We start from the raw sequence: 19,191 nt of genomic DNA, 5'->3' as shown, positions 1-19,191 counted from the left end.
ACTGAAAGGGGCGCGGGGAACTGCGCGAGAAGCCCCACGGACCCGCAACCGACCAACCGGCCGCGGGGGTCTGGGGGCGCAGCCCCCAGCTTGTGGATGGGACGGGTAGGGGCGGCGGGGGCGGAATCAGCTGGCCAAGGCCTCCTCCGGAGTCTCGCTGCCCCGCGGCTCCGTCACCCGGACCGGCTGGACCTCCCGGTGCGCCGGGTCCCTGACCTCGCCGACCAGCAGCTCCAGGACATCCTCAAGAGCGACCAGGCCCAGCACCTTGCCGGACGCATCCACCACCTGAGCCAGATGGGTGGCGGCCCGGCGCATCACCGTCAACGCGTCGTCGAGGGGGAGTTCGGAGCGGAGGGTGGTCATGGGGCGCCAGATCTGCTGGGGGACGGCGCGGTCGGAGTCCTCCAGGTCGAGGACGTCCTTGACGTGGAGGTAGCGGCCCATGAAGGCGCCGTTCTCCGCGACCACCGGGAAGCGGGAGTAGCCAGTGCGGGCGGTCAGCGCCACGACCTGGGCAGGGGTCACCGAGGGGACCACCGTCACCAGGGAGTCGCGCTTCAGCAGGACGTCCGTCACCGGGCGGGAGCCCAGCTCCAGCGCGTCCTCCAGGCGTTCCTGCTCCTCGGGGTCGAGCAGCCCGGCCTGACCGGAGTCCTCGACCAGCCGAACCAGTTGGACACTGGTGAAAACGGCCTCGACCTCGTCCTTGGGCTCGACGTGGAAGAGCTTCAGGACGACGCGGGCACAGGCACCGAGGCCGATCGTGACGGGCTTGCACAGCCTCGCGAAGGCCACCAGCGCCGGGCTCAGCCACAGCGCCGTCTTCTCCGGCGCCGCCATCGCCAGGTTCTTCGGCAGCATCTCGCCGATGACGAGGTGCAGGAAGACGACGACGGCGAGAGCGATCATGTATCCCAAGGGGTGGATCATGCCGTGCGGCAGGTGGATCGCCTCGAAGACCGGCTCCAGCAGCTTCGCCACCGTCGGCTCGGCCACCGCGCCCAGCGTCAGTGAGCAGACGGTGATGCCGAACTGGGCGGCCGCCATCATCTGCGGCAGGTTCTCCAGGCCGTAGAGGACCTGACGGGCCCGCGCGGTCCCCAGCGGTTCGATCTGGCTGCGGCGGACGGAGACCAGGGCGAACTCGGCCCCGACGAAGAATCCGTTGGCGAGCACGAGGAGCAGGGCGAACAGGAGTTGGAGCACGCTCATCGGGCGGCCTCCACCGCGGCGAGGGAGTCCGTGGCGGGAGCGGTCCGTACGAGGCGTACGCGCTCCGCCCGGTAGTGCCCGACCTGGCGTACCGCCAGTCGCCAGCCGGGCAGTTCCGCCTTGTCCCCCGGCGCGGGGATGCGGCCGAGCAGGTCGGCGACGAGGCCGGCGACCGTCTCGTACGGGCCCTCCGGGACGTCGAGGCCGATGCGCTGGAGCACATCGACACGGCAGCTGCCGTCGACGTCCCAGGCGGGGCGGCCGTCCTCGGGCGGAGCGGCGGCGAGTTCGGGCAGGTCGTGCCCGTCGTGCTCGTCGCGCACCTCGCCGACCAGCTCCTCGACGATGTCCTCCAGGGTCACCACCCCGGCCGTACCGCCGTACTCGTCGACGACGACGGCGATGGGCTGCTCGCTGCGCAGCCGGGCCAGGAGCGGCTGCACGGGCAGCGACTCCGGGACGAGCAGCGGGGGCTTGGCGATTCGGCCGACCGGGGTGTGCAGCCGGTCGCGGGCCGGGATCGCGAGGGCGTCCTTGAGGTGGGCCATGCCGACGATCTCGTCGATCCGCTCCCGGTAGACGGGGAAGCGGGAGAGGCCGGTGGCCCGGGTCAGGTTGACCACGTCCTCGGCGGTGGCCGACGACTGCAGGGCGCTGACCTTCACGCGCGGCGTCATCACGTTCTCCGCGGTCAGCTCACCCAGGGAGAGGGTCCGGACGAAGAGGTCGGCCGTGTCCTGTTCCAGGGCTCCGGCCTGGGCCGAGTGCCGGGCGAGGGAGACCAGTTCGCCGGGGGTACGGGCGGAGGCCAGCTCGGCGGTGGGCTCGACGCCGAAGGCGCGGACCAGGCGGTTGGCGACCGCGTTGAGGCCGGCGATGACCGGGCGGAAGAGGCGGGAGAAGACGTGCTGGGGGCCCGCGACGAAGCGGGCGACCTGCATCGGCTTCGACACCGCCCAGTTCTTGGGCACCAGTTCGCCGATCACCATCTGCACGGCGGAGGCCAACAGCATGCCGACGATTACGGCGACACCGGACACGGCGCCTTCGGGTATGCCGATGGCGCTGAAGGGGCCGTGGAGTATCCCCGCGAGCGCCGGTTCGGCGAGCATGCCGACGACGAGGGAGGTGATGGTGATGCCGAGCTGGGTGCCGGAGAGCTGGAAGGACAGCTCCTTGAGCGCGTCCACCACCTTGTGGGCCCGGCGGTCGCCCTCGGCCGCGGCCTTCTCGGCTTCCGGCCGCTCGACCGTCACGAGGCCGAACTCGGCCGCCACGAAGAAGCCGTTGGCGAGGATCAGCAGGAATGCGGCTCCGAGGAGCAGCAAGGGGATGGTCATGCCGCCGCCTCGATATGTCGGGAGGGGGCGGCGCAGGTACTACAGGACGATCCGTCCATCGCTGGAGGGAGTCACTCCTCGAATAGCAGGGAGCCTCCGCCTTCCGGAACGGAACGGCGGAGACGGAGGCGCGACGAAAACGCCTCCACCAACAGATTAATCAAGACATGGGCCGGTGCGGCAGGGGCGACGGGCCTGAGTCGGCCCTGATCTTGCTCGGGGTCGTCCCCGACGCGAAGCCCCGGCGGCCCCGACGCGGAGCCGGGTCAGCCCTGACGCTGCTCCGGCTCGGTGACCGACCGGGCTTCCACCAGCGCCCGGAGGGTCCGGGCGTCCTCGATGGCGCGCTGCTTGGCGATGCCCGGCTGGATGCCGAGCGCGGGCAGGCTGGTGCCGTCGGTGAGGTCGAGGAAGACCCAGGGGTCGCCGACCCGCAGGTTCACCTGCACGATCTCCGCCCAGCCCAGGTGCCGCTTTCCGGCGATGTTGACGACGGTCACACCGGAATCGTCGGCGACCACCCGGGGCCGGGAGAGCATGCACAGCACCCCGGCGAGCATGGCCGCCGTGAAGACGAAGCTGAGCCGCTCCCCCGGACCGAGCGTCGGCAGCAGCAGCGCGACCACCGTGATGACCACGAAGATCGCGCCCGCGGCGGTCAGCAGCACGGCCCGGGTGCGTCCCGGCCGAAAAGTGACCGGCAGGGCAGGGAGGGAGGACTGGTCCGGCATGGCGTACGTCTCCCCGGCCGTCAGAGGCGGCAGGCGTGGATGGCGGTGGTCAGAATGGCCCGGGCGCCGATGTCGTAGAGGTCGTCCATGATCCGCTGGGCCTCCTTGGCCGGGACCATGGCGCGCACGGCCACCCAGCCCTCGTTGTGCAGCGGCGAGACGGTGGGGGACTCCAGGCCCGGGGTGAGCGCGACGGCCTTCTCCAACTGCTCGACGCGGCAGTCGTAGTCCATCATCACGTAGGTCCGGGCCACGAGGACGCCCTGGAGGCGGCGCAGGAACTGCTGCACCTTGGGCTCGTTCTCCGTGGAGGTGTCGGCGCCGACCCGGCGGATGACGATGGCCTCGGACTTCATGATCGGGTCGCCGAAGACCTCGAGGCCGGCGTTCCGCAGCGAGGTGCCGGTCTCGACGACATCGGCGATGACCTCGGCGACACCCAGCTCGATGGCGGTCTCGACGGCGCCGTCGAGGTGGACGACGGAAGCGTCGACGCCGTGGTCGGCGAGGTGCTTGGCGACGATGCCCTCGTAGGAGGTCGCGACCGTCTTGCCCTTCAGGTCCGCGACGCCGTTCGCCGTACCGGGCTTGCCGGCGAACTGGAAGGTGGAGCGGGCGAAGCCGAGCGGCAGGATCTCCTCGGCTTTGGCGCCGGAGTCGATGAGGAGGTCGCGTCCGGTGATGCCGATGTCGAGGCGGCCGGAGGAGACGTAGATCGCGATGTCGCGGGGGCGGAGGTAGAAGAACTCCACCTCGTTGACCGGGTCGACGATCCGCAGCTCCTTGGACTCCCGGCGCTGCTGGTAGCCGGCCTCATGCAGCATCTCCCCCGCAGGTCCGGACAGGGAACCCTTGTTGGGGACGGCGATGCGCAGCATGAGGCGAGCTTCCTTCGTTCGTATGTCGTTCGAATGTCGTGCGTACGGAATGTGTGCGGTGTGCGGGGTTACGGCTCAGAGATGGGCGTACACGTCGTCCAGCGAGATGCCGCGGGCGACCATCATCACCTGGACGTGGTACAGCAGCTGCGAGATCTCCTCGGCGGCTGCTTCCTTGCCCTCGTACTCGGCGGCCATCCAGACCTCGGCGGCCTCTTCGACGACCTTCTTGCCGATGGCATGGACGCCCTTCTCGACCAGCTCTGCGGTGCGGGAAGTGGCGGGGTCGCCGGTGGCGGCCTTGTGCTGGAGCTCGGTGAAGAGCTCCTCGAACGTCTTCTTGGACATGGTGATGCTCAGCCTACGCGCAACCGCCTGTGTCTCAGCGCCAGGGTTCAGATACTGAGCGGAGGGTGGCCGCGGTCGCGACGGCCGCCGTCACCGCCTCGTGGCCCTTGTCCTCGTTCGAGCCCTCGATGCCCGCGCGGTCCAGGGCCTGCTCCTCGGTGTCGCAGGTCAGTACGCCGAAGCCGACGGGGACGCCGGTGTCGACGGAGACCTGGGTGAGGCCCTGGGTGACGCCCTGGCACACGAACTCGAAGTGGGGGGTGCCGCCGCGGATGACGACGCCGAGGGCGACGATCGCGTCGTAGCCGCGGCCCGCGAGGACCTTGGCGACGACGGGCAGTTCCCAGCTGCCGGGGACCCGCAGGAGTGTCGGCTCGTCGATGCCCAGGTCGCGCAGGGCGCGCAGGGCGCCTTCGACGAGGCCGTCCATCACCTTCTCGTGCCACTGGGCCGCGATGACCGCGACGCGCAGGTCGCCGCAGTTGCGTACGGACAGTTCGGGTGCGCCCTTGCCGCTCACGTTGCTCCTTGGTTCCTGAATCTCGTACGAGCTGGTCGTACGAGCTGGTCGTGCTGTTCGTTGTTACCGGGTTACTGGTTGCCGCAGGTGGACGCGGTGGTTGTGTCCAGCCAGGGCAGGTCGTGGCCCATCCGGTCCCGCTTGGTGCGCAGATAGCGGAGGTTGTGCTCGCCCGCGCGGACCGGCATCGGTTCGCGGTCGGTGACGTCGAGGCCGTGCCGGACGAGAGCGTCGGTCTTCTCGGGGTTGTTGGTCATCAGACGCAGGCTGCGGACGCCCAGGTCCTGGAGGATCTGTGCGCCGGCGCCGTAATCCCGGGCGTCGGCGGGCAGGCCCAGCTCGAGGTTGGCGTCGAGGGTGTCGCGGCCGCGCTCCTGGAGTTCGTACGCGCGCAGCTTGGACAGCAGTCCGATGCCGCGGCCCTCGTGGCCGCGCAGGTAGACGACGACGCCGCGGCCCTCGGTGACGATGCGTTCGAGGGAGGTCCCCAGCTGGGGGCCGCAGTCGCAGCGCAGCGAGTGGAAGATGTCGCCGGTGAGGCATTCGGAGTGGACGCGGACGAGGACGTCCTCGCCGTCGCCGATCTCGCCGTGGACGAGGGCGACGTGCTCGACGCCGTCGACGGTGGAGCGGTAGCCGTACGCCGTGAAGTCACCGAAGGCCGTGGGGAGTTGGGTCTTCGCCTCGCGCTTGACGGTGGGCTCGGCGGAGCGGCGGTAGGCGATCAGGTCCTCGATGGAGATGATCGTCAGGCCGTGCTTGCGGGCGAACGGGATGAGTTCGGGAAGGCGCAGCATGCGGCCGTCCTCGCCGGCGATCTCGACGATCGCTCCGGCCGGGCGCAGGCCCGCGAGGCGGGCGAGGTCGACGGCGGCCTCGGTGTGGCCGTTGCGCACGAGCACCCCGCCGGACCGGGCGCGCAGCGGGAAGATGTGGCCGGGGCGGACGAAGTCGCCCGGCTCGGCCGAGCCGCTCGCCAGGAGTTGGAGCGTGGTGGCGCGGTCGGAGGCGGAGATGCCGGTGGTGACGCCGTGCCGGGGGGCGGCGTCGACGGTGACGGTGAAGGCGGTGCGCATGGACTCGGTGTTCTGCTGCACCATCTGCGGCAGTTCGAGGCGGTCCAGCTCGTCGCCCTCCATGGGCGCGCAGATCATGCCCCGGCACTCGCTCATCATGAAGGCGACGATCTCGGGGGTGGCCTTTTCGGCTGCGATGACGAGGTCGCCCTCGTTCTCGCGGTCCTCGTCGTCGACGACCACGACCGGGCGGCCCGCCGCGATGTCGGCGATGGCCTGCTCGATGGGGTCGAGTCCGAAGTTCTCGATGTCGTCGGTGCTGTACAGGATCGGCGCCGTGGTCATGCCGGGGCTCCTTCCAGGGCGGGCTTGCGGGAGCGCAGCCACCAGTCGCGCATGCCCCACAGGACGAGCGCGCCGTAGATGATGTAGACGAATCCGGAGAACGCGTAGCCGTTGGCGAAGTTGAGCGGTACGCCGACCAGGTCGACGAGCAGCCAGGCGAACCAGAACTCGACCATGCCGCGCGCCTGGGCGTACATGGCGACGATGGTGCCGGTGAAGATGTACGCGTCCGGCCAGGGGTCCCAGGACAGGGTGGGGAACGCGGTGAAGAGGCCGGCGACGGCGAGGGTGCCGAACACGGCGCCGGCGACGAGGTAGCCGCGCTCGCGCCAGGTGGCGAAGCGCGGGGTGATGGCGCCGTCCGCGGACCGCCCCTTCGTACGGTTCCACTGCCACCAGCCGTACGCGGCGACGGCCATGACGATGACCTGCTTGCCGGCGCTGCCGCTCAGGTGGCCGGCGAAGGCGCCGAAGAGGACGAGGCCGGAGAGGAACTGCACGGGCCAGTTCCAGATGGAGCGGATCGCGCCGAGGGCGAGGGCGATCAGACCGAGGATGTTGCCGATCATGTCCGACCAGAGGATCTGCTGGCCGAATGCGGTGAAGGCGACGGTGTTCAGCGAATTCACTGCGCCGCCCCCTGAATACCGATCCCCTGGGCGTCCGCTCCCCGTGTGCCCAGCAGCCGCTCGACGTACTTGGCGATGACGTCGACCTCGAGGTTGACCGGGTCGCCGGGCTGCTTGCGGCCGAGCGTGGTCAAATCGAGGGTGGTCGGGATGAGGCTGACGGTGAAGTAGTCGGGGCCGGCGTCGACGACGGTGAGGCTGATGCCGTCGACGGTGATGGAGCCCTTCTCGACGACGTACCGCGTGAGGTCCGCCGGGAGCGAGATCTTGACGATCTCCCAGTTCTCGGACGGCTTGCGCTCGATGACCTCGCCCGTGCCGTCGACGTGGCCCTGCACGATGTGCCCGCCGAGGCGGTCGCCGACGGCCATGGGGCGTTCGAGGTTGACGCGGGAGCCGACGATGAGGGCGCCGAGGCTGGAGCGTTCCAGGCTCTCCGCCATGACGTCGGCGGTGAACCAGTCGTCCTCGTGCTCCACGACCGTGAGACAGACGCCGTTGACGGCGATGGAGTCGCCATGGCGCGCGCCTTGTGTGACGACGGGGCCGCGCAGACGGAAGCGGGAGGAGTCGCCGAGCTTCTCGACGGCGGTGACCTCACCCAGCTCTTCGACGATTCCGGTGAACACTTCCCGGGTCCTCCTGCCTCGTAGGCACGGACTCCGGGGCTGTCGAAGAGACAGACATGAGCGGGCAGCGACACAGGGAGCGACGCCGCGTAGAAGACCCACCCCTGTCGGGGTAGGCCAAAAACAGACGGCGGCGCGCACGAATGCCCGCCCGCCGCGCACTGCCTCCCATCCGGACTTTAACCGTCGGTCCAGGAATTTCACCTGGTCAACCGGCCGCTGAAAGCGACCGGGTCGCGGACTATAACCGCCGGTTCGGACTTTCACCGACCCCGGAGTGCGCTGCTTCTGGTACATGGCCAGTGTGCCACGCCCGGTCGGCACCCATGCGGGTGAGGACTGTGGGGTGGCTCACAGACCGTGTCACTGGACTTCCCCAGCGAGGACCGACGAGTTTCGGCTATGACTGACCACGGGTCAACTTCCGTCACAGTGACCCCACTCGAAGCGGCCCGACCCCATTGACCAGCTTGGTCTAGTCCTTTTAAAGTCTGCGGTCGCGGTACCCGCCTCGAACGGCCCGGCGGCGGTGACGACGGCCCTTGCCCCGTCGCCGGGTCCCACTCATGTGTCACCCGGCGGCCTCCGGCAGAGCGCGGGCGTGCGCTCTGGGAGGGTGGGGGCGTGACGACCACCACCGCCGACGAGTTCGAAGCGCACCGCCCCCGCCTGTTCGGTCTGGCCTACCGTCTGCTGGGCTCCGCCGCGGACGCCGAGGACGCCGTGCAGGACGCGTATCTGCGCTTCAGCGGCGCGGACCGTACGGCCATCGAACAGCCCGGCGCCTGGCTCGCCAAGGCCGTCACCAACCTCTGTCTCACCCGGCTGACCTCCGCGCGGGCACGCCGCGAGCGGTACTCGGGGACCTGGCTGCCGGAGCCGGTCCTCACCTCCGACGGAACGCTCGGGCCGCTGCAGTCGGCCGAGCAGCGCGACGCGGTCTCGCTCGCGCTCCTGGTCCTGCTGGAGCGGCTCACCCCGACCGAGCGGGCCGTGTACGTACTGCGGGAGGCCTTCGCGTACGGGTACCGGGAGATCGCGGCCGTCCTGGATCTGACCGAGGCCAACTGCCGTCAGCTGTACCGGCGGGCGGCGGGGCGGGTGGCGGTACCGGAGGCCCGGTTCGAGCCGACGCCGGAGCGGCGGTCCGGACTGGTGGAGTCCTTCCTCGCGGCGGCCCAGGACGGCGACATGGCCGGGCTGGAGAAGATTCTCGCCGAGGACGTGACCTGGTGGTCCGACGGCGGCGGCAAGGTCAGCGCGGCGCGGCGGCCGGTCGAGGGACGCGAGAAGGTGCTGCGGCTGGTGGCCGGGGGCTGGGAACGGTTCGCGGGCGGCCTGGACTTCGCCGTGGCCGAGGTCAACGGCTCCGCCGCGCTGCTCGCCAGGGTTGGCGACGCGCTCGTGGGCACCGTGTCCTTCGCGTTCCGGGGCGATGTCGTGACGGACGTGCGGGTCGTGGTGAACCCGGACAAGCTGGAGTTCGCGGGACGGCAGCTGACCGGAGCGTGACCGGGCGCCGGATTCCAGCACCCTCCATCGCCGCGGTTGTCACATTCCACGGGAAGTGTCCAGTCGTAGCTGCCGTAGGGCGTTTCCGGCCGGGAGCGTCCGGCGTACGAAGGGGATGGACAACATGACCACGATCCTGGTGACCGGCGGCACCGGTGTCCTCGGCCGGCCCGTCACCGAGCGGCTGCGGGCGGACGGTCACGAGGTGCGGGTGCTCAGCCGACACGCGCAGCCGTACGCCGTCGATCTCGTCGCGGGCGGGAGCGGGCTGGACGCGGCCGTGGCGGGGGTGGACACGATCGTGCACTGCGCGACGTCGCCGCGCGGGGGCGACGAGAAGGCGGCGGAGAACCTGATCGCGGCGGCGCGGCGGGCGAGGGTGCGGCACCTGGTCTACATCTCGATCGTCGGCGTGGACCGGGTGCCGCTCGGCTACTACCGGTCCAAGTTGGCCGTCGAGCGGCTGGTCGAGGAGTCGGGGCTGGGCTGGACGACCCTGCGCGCGACCCAGTTCCACGACCTGCTCGTGATGCTCTTCCAGGGCCTTTCCAAGCCGCCGGTCATGATGCTCCCCGCCGGGGTGAGCGACCAGCCCGTCGCCGTCGCCGAGGTCGCCGAGCGCCTGGCGGAGCTGGCCGTGGGCTCCCCCGCCGGCCGCGTCGACGACATGGGCGGCCCCGAAATCCTGACCTTCCCCCAGCTGGCCCGCGCCTACCTGACGGCCACCGGCCGTCGCCGCCCCCTGCTGAACGTTCCGCTGCTCGGCAAGGCGTACCGGGGCTTTCGGACCGGGGGCCACCTCACGCCGGGGCGGGCTGTGGGGGAGGGGACGTTCGGGGAGTACCTGACGGAACGGTTCGGTGGAGGTCGGGGGAAGGGGTGAGCGGCGGGCAGGAACGGCCGACACCGCTGAAGGAGGCGGAGGCGGTGGCGGAAGCGGAGGCGGGGTCGGAGGCGGAGGCGGGGTCGGAGGCGGAGGCCGGGTCGGAGGCGGAGGCGGGGTCGGGGTCGGAGGCGGAGGCGGGGTCGGGGTCGGAGGCGCCACACGGCTCGACGGCCGGCAGCGGCTGACACAGGCCGCCCGACGCGCCGACAGGGCCGACAGGGCCGACAGGGCCGACAGGGCCGACAGGGCCGACAGGGCCGACACTAAGGCGAGCGGACGGCGGTGCAAGGCGCCGCCGGGACGGACTCGGAGCACCCGCCCCCACACGCCACGCGCTATCGCGCGGGCGGTGCGAACAGCTCGTCCTGCGCCGCCTCCCGGGCCATGAGCAGCGCGCCCCGCAGCACGGCGGCCCCGCCGAGGCCACTGGGCCGGACCTCGGTCGGCAGGGGCGACATGGCCGCCAGCCGAACCCCCACCCTGGCGGCGAGCTCCTCCCCACCGGCCTGCCCGACCTCCCCACCGAGCACCACACAACCGGGGTCGAGCACGGCGACGACAGAGGCGGCGCCTATGGCCAGGCGGTCGGCCAGGGCATCGAGGAAGCGGGCGTGGGGAACGACCGAGGAGACGGGAGCGGCCGGGGGGCGGGCACCGTGCGGCGAAGGGGTCGCCGCCCCCGCCGAACCGCTCGCGGCCTCCTCCACCGAACGGTTCGGCACTCGCGGCGCGAGGTCGGCGGTGTTCGGCGCGGTCGGTGTGCCGTTCGCCGAGAGCCCGGCCGCCGCCGCCCGTACCAGCGTTGCCGCGTGCGGCTCGTTCGTCGCCGCCTCCGCCGTGACGCCGTGTTCGGTGGCCAGTGCCGCCACCGCCGCCGCGCCGCCCAGGGAGTGGAAGCCGCCCTCGCAGTCGGTGGCCGAGGGGACCGTGGTCGTGCCCGGGACCGGGAGGAAGCCGATCTCGCCCGTGCCGCCGGAGGCGCCCCGGCGGAGGTGTCCGTCGAGGACGACGGCGGCGCCGGTGCCGAGGCCGAGCCAGAGGAGGACGAAGGTGTCGCGGTCGCGGGCGGCGCCGTCACGCTGTTCGGCGAGGGCGGCGAGGTTGGTCTCGTTCTCGACGAGGACGCGGGCGGGGAGCCGTTCACCGAGGGCGGCGACCAGACGGCGATGCCATTCGGGCAGGCCACTGGAGTCGCGGAGCTCGCCCGTGGCCGGGTCGATCAGGCCGGGGGCACCGATCGCCACCGTGTGCAGCCGGTCGGCGCCCGCTTCCTTCGCGGCACGCTCCACCAGAGTGACCGCCTGCTCCACCGCGGGCCCCGTGCCGGTGCTGTCCGCGATCGGGACGGACGCCCGCGCCAGCTCCGTACCGAGCAGGTCGGCGACGACGACCGTGACACCCTCGGTGCGCACATCGAGGGCGGCGAGGTGCGCACGGTCCGCGACGATGCCGTGGACGCGAGCGTTGGGCCCCCGGCGCTGCTCCCCCGACTCCCCCACGACCTCGATCAGCCCGGCGGCCGTGAGGCGCTCCACGAGGTCGGCGACAGTGGGCCGGGACAGGCCGGTGAGCTGCTTCAACTGCCCGGCCGTCAGCGGCCCTTCCGCCTGCAGCAGCCGCAGGGCGAGCCGGTCGTTGATGGCTCGGGCGGTGCTGGGTGATGCGGGCATGCCGGGATCCTCCCAGATCTGCGGCGCCGTACGGCCGGGGGCCCTCGGGCGGACGCGCCACCTATCTATCAGGCAGGCTTCCTGATAGTTTACGGCGCGCGACGGTGGCCGGGTGGGCCGAGGGCGTCGGGGAACCGGAAATTCGAGGACAGCGGGCAAGCCGGGATCTGGAGAATCGAAGCCGGGGCCTACGAGCTCCGAACACCAAAAGCGCAGCAGGCGCGGCGACACCCGGAGACAACGACGGGTGAGAGCCGAGCGCGCCGGCATCGCGGTGCACCGGAGATTCAGGGAGGCGGAGAATGAGCGCGGTGGTCTACGAGCAGCGCGAGGTGAGGCGGGCACGGTACGCCGTGGCGGCCGTGTTCGCGGTGCACGGCGCCGTCACCGGCTCGTTCGCGACCCGCGTGCCGTGGATCCAGGACCATGCCGGGGTCAGCGCGGGCCAACTGGGCCTCGCACTCGCCTTTCCGGCGATCGGCGCGTCCTTGGCCATGCCGCTCGCGGGCCGCATCAGCCACCACTTCGGCGCCCGCACCGCGCTGCGTGGGCTGATCTCGCTGTGGACGCTCGCGCTGATCCTGCCGTCCCTCGCGCCGAACCTCGGGACACTCTGCCTCGCGCTGTTCGTGTACGGCGCGTCGGCGGGCATGGCGGACGTCGCGATGAACGCGCTCGGCGTCGAGGTCGAGAACCGTCTAGGGAAGTCGATCATGTCCGGCCTGCACGGCATGTGGAGCGCGGGCGCCCTCGTCGGCTCGGCGGCCGGCACACTCGCCGCCCACCTGGGCTCGGACGCCCGGCTGCACCACGCGCTGGCGGCGGCCGCGCTCACCGTCCTCGGTCTCGTCGCCTGCCAGTGGGTGCTGGACCTCAGGCCCACCGAGGACGAGGAGCCGCCGCCCCGCTTCGCGCTGCCGCCGAAGTCGGCACTGCTGATCGGCGCGGTCGGGTTCTGCGCGGTGTTCGCCGAGGGGGCGGCCCTGGACTGGTCGGCGGTCTATCTGCGGGACCGGTTGGAGACCTCGGCCGGGCTCGCGGCGGCCTGCACCACCGCTTTCATGCTGACCATGGCGGTGGCTCGGATCGCCGGCGACGCGGTGGTGAACCGCTTCGGCGCGGTCCGGACCGTACGGGCGAGCGGTGTCCTCGCCGTGCTCGGCGGGGTCCTCATCGTCGTAGCGAACCAGCCGGCGGTCGCGATGGCCGGCTTCGCGCTGATGGGCCTGGGCATCGCGGTCGTCGTACCGCTCTGCTTCGCCGCCGCCGGCCGCAGCGGGCCGAACCCCAGCCAGGCCATCGCGGGCGTCGCGACCATCACCTACACCTCCGGACTGGTCGCGCCGAGCGCGATCGGCGGTCTGGCACAGCTGACCAGCCTGGTCGTGTCGTTCGGCCTGGTGACCGTGCTGGCCTGCGGCCTGGTCGTCTTCGCGGGCGTGCTGCGCACCAGCGATCGGGACCGCCCGAAGGCCACCCGGCCGGACGCGGCGGTTCCCGACCCGAGGCTGTGAAGCGGCCGGTCCACGGGGCCGACCGCGGGGTGCCCACGTCCGGCCCCGTACGAGGACGCGGGTGCGGCCGTATCCGTACCGCGAGTGCCCGGCACAAGTCGCCGACCTCGCCGTCGGTGATGGCGAGGTCCCAGGCGGGCAGCGACCGCCCCGGCGTCCCTCACCCCCGCGCCAGTTCGTACGCGTACCCGGGTGAGAACGCCCCAGCCCTCCCCCGGCAGCCGTCGGACTCGCCCGGCAGTTTCACCCACAGGTAGGCGTCGATGCGGGGCTCGCCGGTGGTGAGGGTCGGTGGTCGGCCGAGGCCTCGGCCGGCGGGGTCGCACCACTCGCCGTCGACCGGGGCGCCGTTGCCGTTGCGGCTGGTGTCGATGACGGCGCCGAGAGCCGCGGGGCCACCGAGTGCCTCCAGGACCTGGCGGGTGTAGGGGACCTCGGCGTCGGTGGGGTTGAAGTTGGACACGTTGCTGAAGACGCCGTCGGAGCCGCCGGGCGAGGCGGCACCCGCCTGGCGGAGGAGTGCGGCCTGTTTGTCCGGCACGTTCCATTCCGAGTGCCCGGCGTCGTAGTAGACGCGGGCGTTGGGGTTGGCCGCCTTGAGGACGCGGCCGGCGCGGGCGAGCGAGACGAAGCGGTCGGCACGGGTTCCGGCGGAGAGGCAGTCGGACTGGGCGATCGCGTCCGGCTCCAGGATCACGATGACGTCGTCCGAGCCGAGCCCGGCGGCGAACGCGTCGATCCAGGCGTCGTACGCCTCCAGGCTCGACGCCCCGCCCTGCGATGCCCCTCCGCAGTCGCGGTCGGGGATGGCGTACGCCACGAGGACCGGCACCTGTCCCCGCGCGGCGCCCCCGGAGGCGATCGCCGCGACCTGGGAGGTGGCGGTCGCCGGGGTGGGGTCGGTGAACCAGACGGCGGCCGGACGATCGGCGATGCCGGCCTCGATGGCGGCGCTGCGCGGGTCGTCCGGGTTGTCCCGGACCCAGTCGAGGACCTGGGAGTCGGGGTGGCGGTAGAGCTCGCCGGGGCCGGGCACGGGATCCGTCCGTTGTTCGGTCTTCTCCGCCGAGGGCTTCACACCGGCCTTCTCGGAGGGTTCGGGCGACTTCGAGGGCGACGGCAGGGGTGATGAGCGTGAGGTACGTGACGGGGAGGGCGAGACCGGGGGCGGCTCGGCCGGATCGGACGGGAGGCCAGGTGAGCGGTTCATCAGCGGTCGGGCCTCGTCGGCGCCTCTGTCGCCGTCGAACGCGGCCACCATCCCGGTGACGGTTCCGACGACGGCCACGGCCGTCGCCGCGACCACCATGGCGCTGCGCCTCGCCGCCCGCCTGCGCTCGGCTCGGCGTGCGGCCAGACGCTGGGCGCGTAAGCCTGACACGTGGTGCTCCCCCCTGCTCCCCGGACCGCGCTCCGTCGGTTTTCCGGTACTTCCCGCCGCGCCCGCGTTACCCCGTTCCGGGGACGCGCCGGGCACGGCGGCACCGGTGTCAGCCTAGGCCTGGGACCCTGCCCCCTATGGCGCAGTTGGAACATTTCACCAATTCCGTGGACTCAGTAGACACAGTCATCTCCCGTATGCGCGCCCTCGACGCGGTCCTCCCCGAGCGGGACGGGATCGCCGTCTTCAACCGCGTCTACCTCACCGTCACTGAGGCGATCGACCGACGACTGGACGCCGGCCACTTCCCGGACGCCGAGGCCGCGATCACCTTGGACGTGCTCTTCGCCGAGCGGTATCTGAGGGTCGCCGAGGGCAGCTGTGCGCCCGCGTGCTGGCGGCCGTTGCTGCAGCTCCGGCGCCATCCCGGCGTACGACCGCTGCAGTTCGCGCTCTCCGGCATCAATGCGCACATCGGGCACGATCTCGCGCTGGCCGTCGTGGACACCTGTCGTACGCTCGGCTGCGAACCCGCCGATCTGGAGGACGAGTTCGAGCATGTGGGCGATGTCCTCGTGTCGCTGGAGGAGAGCATCCGCGAGGAGCTGATGCCGGGGCCCGATCTCCTCCAGATCGCCGATCCGCTCACCCATCTGCTCGGCGCGTGGAGCCTGGAACGCGCCCGTGAGGCCACCTGGTCGGCCACCCGCACGCTGTGGGCGCTGCGCGGACTCCCCGATCTCGCCGAGGAGTTCGCCCACCGCCTGGACGCGGCGGTGGGACTGACGGGACGCATGCTGCTGACCCCGCTGCCGGACTGAACCGCCCACCGCCGATGCCACCGCCGGACCGGCGGGAACCGACCCACCGAACCGACTCCACCGAACCGAGGCGAACACACCCGCGCCGGACGCACTCACATGTGAACGTATTACGTTCGACTTGAGCAGGTCCCTCGCAGAGGAGCACACGGCATGGCGTTACGGCTCGGGCTCGCCCTTCCCCAGATGCGGCAGTACGACATCGGAAAGGACGTGCCCGACGTGGCGCGTACGGCCGAGAACATCGGCTACGACAGCCTGTGGGTCTTCGAACGGGCCCTGTTCCCGGAACCACCGTCGCAGGGTCTGTACGGCCTGGAGGGCCTGCCCTGGCCGGACCACTACCGGCACGTGGCCGAGCCCCTCGTCACCCTCACCCTGGCCGCGGCGGCCACCGAGCGGGTTCGGCTGGGCACGAGCCTGATCGCCCCGCTGCACGTGCCGTTCCAACTGGCCAAGTCCCTGGCCTCGCTGGACGCGGCGAGCGGCGGCCGGGTCGTCGCGGGGCTCGGCACGGGCTGGTCCCTCGACGAGTACGCCGCGGCGGCCGTCCGGCCCTTCGAGGAACGCGACCAGGTGCTGGAGGAGCTGATCGGCGTGTGCCGGGCGGTCTGGGGCCCGGACCCGGTGTCGTACCACGGAAGGCTCACGAAGATCGCCTCCGCCGTGGTCGGTCCCAAGCCCCGCCGGCCGATTCCCATCCTGCTCTCCGGGAGCACCGCGAGAGCCCGGCGCAGACTCGTCGACCACGCCGACGGCTGGCTGCCGGTCGGCCTCGGCGTCGAGGAACTGGCCGCGCAGTGGCGGCAGTTGCGCACCCTGGCCGCCGAGCGCCGCCGTATCGGTCCGCTCCGCTCGGTGCTGCGCATCAACGTGCAGTACCAGACCAAGGCCTACGAGGGCGCAGACCGCCACCCCTTCCAGGGCAACGCCGGCCAACTCGCAGAGGACCTCGCCGCGCACGCCGCGATCGGCCTGGACGAGATCTTCCTCGACCTGCAGTACGGCCTGCGGGACGCCGAGGAGCTCAAGGACGTGGCCGCGGAGGTGTATGCCTCGGCGCGGGCGGCCGGGGTGTAGCCCCCCATCCACAGACCCCCTCCAACAGGCTCTAGTCCTCCGGGAGTTCGACGGGCGCGATCTCGTCGTAGACATCCCCGGGCCCGGGGTTGGTCGCGTCGGTGGCGCCCCCGAAGTGGTGCATGACGCCCCAGACCGCGTTGAGCGCGGTCTGGATCGCGCCCTCGGCCCAGCCGGCCGTCCAGGAGATGTCGTCGCCTGCGAGGAAGACGCCCCGCTTGTCCTCGGGCAGCCGGTCCTGCATGAAGTGCGTGAACAGGCGCCGCTGGTAACGGTAGTGACCGGGCAGGTTCGCCTTGAACGCGCCCATGAAGTAGGGCTCGTTCTCCCAGGACACGGTCACCGGGTTGCCGATGACGTGGCTCCGGATGTCGACCTTCGGGTAGATCTCGCCGAGCGACTTCAGCATGACCTCCATCCGCTCGCTCGCGGACAGCGGCAGCCACTTCAGACTGTCGTCGCACCACGTGTAGGAGAGGCAGATGACGGCGGGCTTGTCCGGACCGTCGTCGAGGAGGTAGGTCCCACGCGTCATCCGGTCGGTGAGCGTCATCGACATCACGTCCCGCCCGGTCGGATTTCCCCTGTCGTCGACGGCCTTGTCGAGCCAGAACGGCCGGTCGACGGGCACGAAGAGCTTGCTGGACTCCATGTAGTGGGTCCGCTCGATGGCCGTCCAGTGGTCGATCGGGAAGAGCGAGTCGTCACAGGCGATCTTCGACAGCAGCATCCAGGACTGGGCGGTGAAGATCGCCGCCTGGTACGTACGGATGTCCCCGTTCGCGTCCGTCACGGTGATCTTGTTGCCGGCGGTCCGGCGCAGCCGGGTCACGGCGGGCCGCGGCTCACCGTCGACATGCAGGGACTTCAGGGACGTCCCGTACGGCCAGTGCACGATCTTCTCCGGCTCGCGCGCCCAGAGCCGCAGTGGAAGCTGCTGACTGCCGCCGACTATGCCGCGGTGGTGGTCGTCGGCCTCGGTGTAGACGACGCGCAGGATCTCCAGGATGGAGTTCGGGAAGTCGGTGTCCCAGCCGCCCGTGCCGAAGCCGACCTGGCCGAAGATCTCGCGGTGCCGGAAGGACTTGAAGGCCTCGGAGTCGCAGAGGAAGCCGTAGAAGGTCTGGTTGTCGAGCCGCTCGACGAGCTTCGCCCAGATCTCCCGGATGCGCGGCACATCCCGCTCACGCAGCGCCCGGTTCATGTCGGAGAAGTCGGCGCCCTCTTCGAGGCAGGCGTTCCAGGCGGCGGCGACGTCCCGGTACACCTGCGGCAGGTCGTCGATCGTCTCGGCGTAGTGGGACTCGCCCTTGAGGTCGACGACGGTCGAAGGCGTGGTCTCCGCGAGGGGATTGGGGAAGGGCCGGGTCTCCAGACCCGCCAGGTCGATGTAGTGCTGGAGCGCGGTGGAGGACGGCGGAAAGCGCATCGCCCCCATCTCGGCCGTGAGCGACGGGTCGCACCCCTCGAACCCCACGGTTCGCAGCCGCCCGCCGATCCGGTCGGCCTCGTAGACGACCGGCTTGAGCCCCATTTTCATCAGCTCGTACGCCGCCACGATGCCGGACAGCCCGCCGCCGATGACCGCGACCTCGGTGCCGTGCTCGGTGGCCGGGATCTGGCCCAGGCCGGCCGGGTGGGCCAGGAAGTCGTCGTACGCGTACGGGAAGTCCGGGCCGAACATGGTGATCGGCGGCTGCTGCTCGTCTGCGTGCTCGATGGCGTTGGGCACGGTGGACGTCATGGGGTACGGACTCCTTGCGGCAAGAAAGGTCAAGAAAGGTAAGGGGTGGCGGATCTCAGACGAGGGACCCGTAGAGACCGGGGCGACGGTCCTGGAGATACGGGTTCGTCTCGCGCGAGGCCGCGAGGAAGGCGCGGTCGACATCGGCGAGGACGAGGTCGTCCCCGCGTCCGGCGCGAGTGCGCGCGACCCCGTCGGGCCCGGCCAGCGTGGAGAGCCCGACGAACTCGAACTCCCCTTCGCGGCCGACCCGGTTGACGTACGCGACGTACATCTGGTTCTCGAAGGCCCGCACCGGGATCATCGACTCGGCGACGAACTGGAACGGATGCATCTGGGCCGTCGGCACCACGAGCAGTTCGGTGCCGGCGAGGGCGTGGGCGCGGACGTTCTCCGGGAACTCCACGTCGTAGCAGATCAGGATCCCGACGCGGAGCCCGCCCAGCTCGGCCTGGACGACGGATCGCTCGCCCGGCGTGAAGTGATCGCGCTCGAAGCAGCCGAAAAGATGGGTCTTGCGGTAGTTCGCCAGCCGGACGCCGTCGGCGGAGACGAGCTGCGCCGAGTTGAAGACAGCGTCACCGGCGCGCTCCGGATACCCGTACGCGATCGCGACCCCCTGCCGCCCCGCGATCTCGGCGACCGCGTCGGCCGAGTCACCGTCGGCGGCCTCGGCGAGCCGACCGATGTCATCACCGATCGCATACCCGGTCAAGAACATCTCCGGCGCCACCACCAGGCCCGCCCCGGCCGCGGCGGCCCGCCCCGCGGCCTCGTCGAGCACCTTCAGGTTCCCGACGACCGAGCCGGGACGACCGGAGCTCTGGAGCAGGGCGGTACGCATGCGTGTTCCTCACCGGGACGAAAGGGGGTTTCGGGGGCCACCTAGACGGTACGGTCGGCGCGCCGGGCCGGACAAGCGGAGGCCATTG

Annotated in this window: 19 protein-coding genes and 1 riboswitch; of the genes, 6 read left to right on the top strand and 13 right to left on the bottom strand. The window is 71.3% G+C overall.

Features of this window, described 5'->3' with window-relative positions; genetic code table 11:
- Window positions 1–126 precede the first annotated feature (126 nt).
- The 9 genes from ACFU53_RS16725 to ACFU53_RS16685 form a co-directional block, all read right to left on the bottom strand.
- Window positions 127–1,215: a hemolysin family protein gene (locus ACFU53_RS16725; protein ID WP_383992036.1), complete on the bottom strand. Its 1,089-nt coding sequence runs from the start codon at window positions 1,213–1,215 to the stop codon at window positions 127–129.
- Window positions 1,212–2,555, bottom strand: coding sequence for a hemolysin family protein (locus ACFU53_RS16720; protein ID WP_383992033.1), 1,344 nt, complete (start codon window positions 2,553–2,555; stop codon window positions 1,212–1,214). The genes ACFU53_RS16725 and ACFU53_RS16720 overlap by 4 nt, the downstream gene beginning before the upstream one ends.
- Before the next feature lie 266 nt (window positions 2,556–2,821).
- The gene (locus ACFU53_RS16715; protein ID WP_383992030.1) at window positions 2,822–3,286 is read right to left on the bottom strand and encodes a PH domain-containing protein; all 465 of its coding nucleotides are present in this window, start codon (window positions 3,284–3,286) and stop codon (window positions 2,822–2,824) included.
- A 20-nt stretch (window positions 3,287–3,306) separates the two neighbouring features.
- Window positions 3,307–4,164, bottom strand: coding sequence for an ATP phosphoribosyltransferase (gene hisG / locus ACFU53_RS16710; protein WP_383992028.1), 858 nt, complete (start codon window positions 4,162–4,164; stop codon window positions 3,307–3,309).
- Window positions 4,165–4,239: 75 nt separating this feature from the next.
- The gene (locus ACFU53_RS16705; RefSeq protein ID WP_037701316.1) at window positions 4,240–4,512 is read right to left on the bottom strand and encodes a phosphoribosyl-ATP diphosphatase; all 273 of its coding nucleotides are present in this window, start codon (window positions 4,510–4,512) and stop codon (window positions 4,240–4,242) included.
- A 34-nt stretch (window positions 4,513–4,546) separates the two neighbouring features.
- Complete coding sequence (gene ribH / locus ACFU53_RS16700; protein ID WP_383992024.1) at window positions 4,547–5,032, bottom strand: 6,7-dimethyl-8-ribityllumazine synthase; 486 nt, start codon at window positions 5,030–5,032, stop codon at window positions 4,547–4,549.
- A gap of 71 nt (window positions 5,033–5,103) precedes the next feature.
- Window positions 5,104–6,393, bottom strand: coding sequence for a bifunctional 3,4-dihydroxy-2-butanone-4-phosphate synthase/GTP cyclohydrolase II (locus ACFU53_RS16695; protein WP_383992021.1), 1,290 nt, complete (start codon window positions 6,391–6,393; stop codon window positions 5,104–5,106).
- Complete coding sequence (locus ACFU53_RS16690) at window positions 6,390–7,022, bottom strand: nicotinamide riboside transporter PnuC (RefSeq protein ID WP_383992019.1); 633 nt, start codon at window positions 7,020–7,022, stop codon at window positions 6,390–6,392. The genes ACFU53_RS16695 and ACFU53_RS16690 overlap by 4 nt, the downstream gene beginning before the upstream one ends.
- The gene (locus ACFU53_RS16685; RefSeq protein ID WP_383992016.1) at window positions 7,019–7,651 is read right to left on the bottom strand and encodes a riboflavin synthase; all 633 of its coding nucleotides are present in this window, start codon (window positions 7,649–7,651) and stop codon (window positions 7,019–7,021) included. Before ACFU53_RS16685 ends, ACFU53_RS16690 begins: the two co-directional genes overlap by 4 nt.
- A 154-nt stretch (window positions 7,652–7,805) precedes the next feature.
- Window positions 7,806–7,936, bottom strand: a riboswitch (FMN riboswitch).
- Window positions 7,937–8,275: 339 nt separating this feature from the next.
- On the opposite strand from ACFU53_RS16685, the gene ACFU53_RS16680 reads away from it, so the two are divergent.
- The 3 genes from ACFU53_RS16680 (at window position 8,276) to ACFU53_RS16670 (ending at window position 10,234) form a co-directional block, all read left to right on the top strand.
- Window positions 8,276–9,163 (top strand): RNA polymerase sigma-70 factor, encoded by an 888-nt coding sequence (locus ACFU53_RS16680; protein ID WP_383992014.1) that lies wholly within the window; start codon window positions 8,276–8,278, stop codon window positions 9,161–9,163.
- Between the two features lie 124 nt (window positions 9,164–9,287).
- On the top strand, window positions 9,288–10,046 hold the full coding sequence (locus ACFU53_RS16675) for an SDR family oxidoreductase (protein WP_383992012.1): 759 nt from the start codon (window positions 9,288–9,290) through the stop codon (window positions 10,044–10,046).
- Window positions 10,043–10,234: a hypothetical protein gene (locus tag ACFU53_RS16670; protein ID WP_383992009.1), complete on the top strand. Its 192-nt coding sequence runs from the start codon at window positions 10,043–10,045 to the stop codon at window positions 10,232–10,234. Before ACFU53_RS16675 ends, ACFU53_RS16670 begins: the two co-directional genes overlap by 4 nt.
- Before the next feature lie 150 nt (window positions 10,235–10,384).
- Here ACFU53_RS16670 and ACFU53_RS16665 read toward each other — a convergent pair whose 3' ends face one another.
- Window positions 10,385–11,719: an ROK family transcriptional regulator gene (locus ACFU53_RS16665; protein ID WP_383992006.1), complete on the bottom strand. Its 1,335-nt coding sequence runs from the start codon at window positions 11,717–11,719 to the stop codon at window positions 10,385–10,387.
- A 302-nt stretch (window positions 11,720–12,021) separates the two neighbouring features.
- Between ACFU53_RS16665 and ACFU53_RS16660 the strand changes: the two genes are divergently transcribed.
- On the top strand, window positions 12,022–13,233 hold the full coding sequence (locus ACFU53_RS16660; RefSeq protein WP_383992003.1) for an MFS transporter: 1,212 nt from the start codon (window positions 12,022–12,024) through the stop codon (window positions 13,231–13,233).
- Window positions 13,234–13,393: 160 nt separating this feature from the next.
- Here ACFU53_RS16660 and ACFU53_RS16655 read toward each other — a convergent pair whose 3' ends face one another.
- Complete coding sequence (locus ACFU53_RS16655) at window positions 13,394–14,542, bottom strand: glycoside hydrolase family 6 protein (RefSeq protein ID WP_383992038.1); 1,149 nt, start codon at window positions 14,540–14,542, stop codon at window positions 13,394–13,396.
- Between the two features lie 209 nt (window positions 14,543–14,751).
- Between ACFU53_RS16655 and ACFU53_RS16650 the strand changes: the two genes are divergently transcribed.
- Both ACFU53_RS16650 and ACFU53_RS16645 read left to right on the top strand, forming a co-directional pair.
- The gene (locus ACFU53_RS16650) at window positions 14,752–15,435 is read left to right on the top strand and encodes a DUF5995 family protein (RefSeq protein ID WP_383992000.1); all 684 of its coding nucleotides are present in this window, start codon (window positions 14,752–14,754) and stop codon (window positions 15,433–15,435) included.
- A gap of 153 nt (window positions 15,436–15,588) precedes the next feature.
- Complete coding sequence (locus tag ACFU53_RS16645; protein ID WP_383991998.1) at window positions 15,589–16,515, top strand: LLM class F420-dependent oxidoreductase; 927 nt, start codon at window positions 15,589–15,591, stop codon at window positions 16,513–16,515.
- Window positions 16,516–16,546: 31 nt separating this feature from the next.
- On the opposite strand, the gene ACFU53_RS16640 is transcribed toward ACFU53_RS16645, so the two are convergent.
- Window positions 16,547–18,259, bottom strand: a complete 1,713-nt coding sequence (locus ACFU53_RS16640; protein ID WP_383991996.1) for a flavin monoamine oxidase family protein — start codon at window positions 18,257–18,259, stop codon at window positions 16,547–16,549.
- Between the two features lie 55 nt (window positions 18,260–18,314).
- Complete coding sequence (locus ACFU53_RS16635; RefSeq protein WP_383991993.1) at window positions 18,315–19,103, bottom strand: carbon-nitrogen hydrolase family protein; 789 nt, start codon at window positions 19,101–19,103, stop codon at window positions 18,315–18,317.
- Window positions 19,104–19,191 lie beyond the last annotated feature (88 nt).

The organism is Streptomyces sp. NPDC057474 (assembly GCF_042802555.1).
Classification (GTDB): domain Bacteria; phylum Actinomycetota; class Actinomycetes; order Streptomycetales; family Streptomycetaceae; genus Streptomyces.
Note: the sequence above shows the minus strand (reverse complement) of the source record. Positions and strands in the feature narration are given on the sequence as shown.